The sequence below is a fragment of the Hydrogenimonas thermophila genome, from assembly GCF_900115615.1.
In the GTDB taxonomy this organism is placed as follows: Bacteria; Campylobacterota; Campylobacteria; order Campylobacterales; family Hydrogenimonadaceae; genus Hydrogenimonas; species Hydrogenimonas thermophila.
The window spans coordinates 1-1523 of the sequence record NZ_FOXB01000088.1; the positions used below are offsets into that span (position 1 = coordinate 1).

A 1523-nucleotide genomic window follows, 5' to 3' on the forward strand; every position below is an offset into this window, starting at 1 on the left:
AAAGCTTCTGTAAGATCATATGTTGTTTCAACAATTTTTCTACCAATATTTTCAACTTTATTCAAATGTAAAATATTGATAACGAAGCTTCTAAGGATAATGTCAAGAAAAGTTCGCAATTTTACTCCTCGGCGAGTTGTATTTCATTGAATATCAAGCAGCTTTAAGCTGCGCCTCATAGATTTCCATAACCTCTTGAAGTTTCTCTGGTCTGATATAACTTCTCTCCACCTCCCAATCCTCCGTATACTCCATCAGATAGGAGGCGATAAGCCTCAAGTAGGACTCTTTAGAAGGAAAGATAGAGACAACTCTGGAGCGTCTCCTGATCTCCTTATTGATACGCTCAAGCACATTGGTTGAACTTATTCTACGTTTATCAATCTGTGTGAAGTGGTAGAACTGCAAAGAGTCTTCCAAACCGTTTTGCAATACCTCAATTGCTTCTGGAAACTTTTTACTAAACTCCTCAATAATATTTTGAGCTACTCTTATCGCATCCTTTTTGCTCTCCTGTAGCCAAATTTGTTTGAGTTTCGCAGCAAACATCTCTTTTGCCTTTGGCGGAATATGGGCTATGATGTTACGCATAAAGTGAACTTTGCAGCGTTGCCATGAAGCACCTATAAAAGTTTCCTTGAAGGCTCTTTGGATACCGTAATGGGTATCGCTGATCAACAGTGCAATCTTCTCTACACCACGCTCTTTGAGTCTGTCGAAAAAGGCTTTCCACGTTTCGGTGGTTTCAGCGCTAAACGGCTCGATAGCAAGTACTTCACGCTTACCTTCCATTGATACACCATATGCTATCATTATTGCTGAAGAAACAACACGCCCTTCATAATTTCTCACTTTCTCATATAAAGCATCGACCCATACGAAAGGATACTCTTTTTCAAGCGGACGGTTTCGAAACTCTTCTACCTGTTTATCCAAGCCTTTGTTGATCTGGGATACCTGGGATGCGGAGATATTAGCTATACCAAGCTCTTTGGCTAGACGTTCGATTTTTCGTGTTGATACACCATTAACATACGCCTCTTTGACCATTGAAATCAATGCCTGTTCACTTCGGCGCTTTTCAGTGATGAAAAAGGGAATGTAGCCTCCTTTGCGAATCTTGGGTATCATCAGATACACTGTCCCCAGTCTCGTATCGAACCGACGCGGACGATAGCCGCTGAAATAGCTCTTACGTTCACTGCTGTGCTCTCCTTTAACAGCTCCAACTTTCTGTTCTGCCTCTATCTTCATCAACTGATCCATCATCCATTTCATCATCGAAAGAAGTGGATCCTCTTCAGCCACAAATCCGGTTAGAATTCTTCTGAAAATTTCGCTATCATTTCTCATGGATAGACTTCTCCTTTTCTGTTTTCTCTCACCGAGAAGTCTATCTCAAAATTGCGAACTTAAGTGTACACTATCCTTCTAAGAATAGATAATGCAAAAGCACCTTTATTGACTTTGCATTTATCTTCATTTAATGCAGTATCTTTGTAAAAGTGCATTGTTTCAACACT

At 40.2% G+C, this 1523-nt stretch carries 1 protein-coding gene; it reads right to left on the reverse strand.

The window, feature by feature from the left end; genetic code table 11:
• Positions 1-153: 153 nt before the first annotated feature.
• A complete protein-coding gene (locus BM227_RS12565) occupies positions 154-1353 on the reverse strand; it encodes an IS256 family transposase (protein ID WP_092914357.1) in 1200 nt (399 codons plus the stop codon).
• Positions 1354-1523 lie beyond the last annotated feature (170 nt).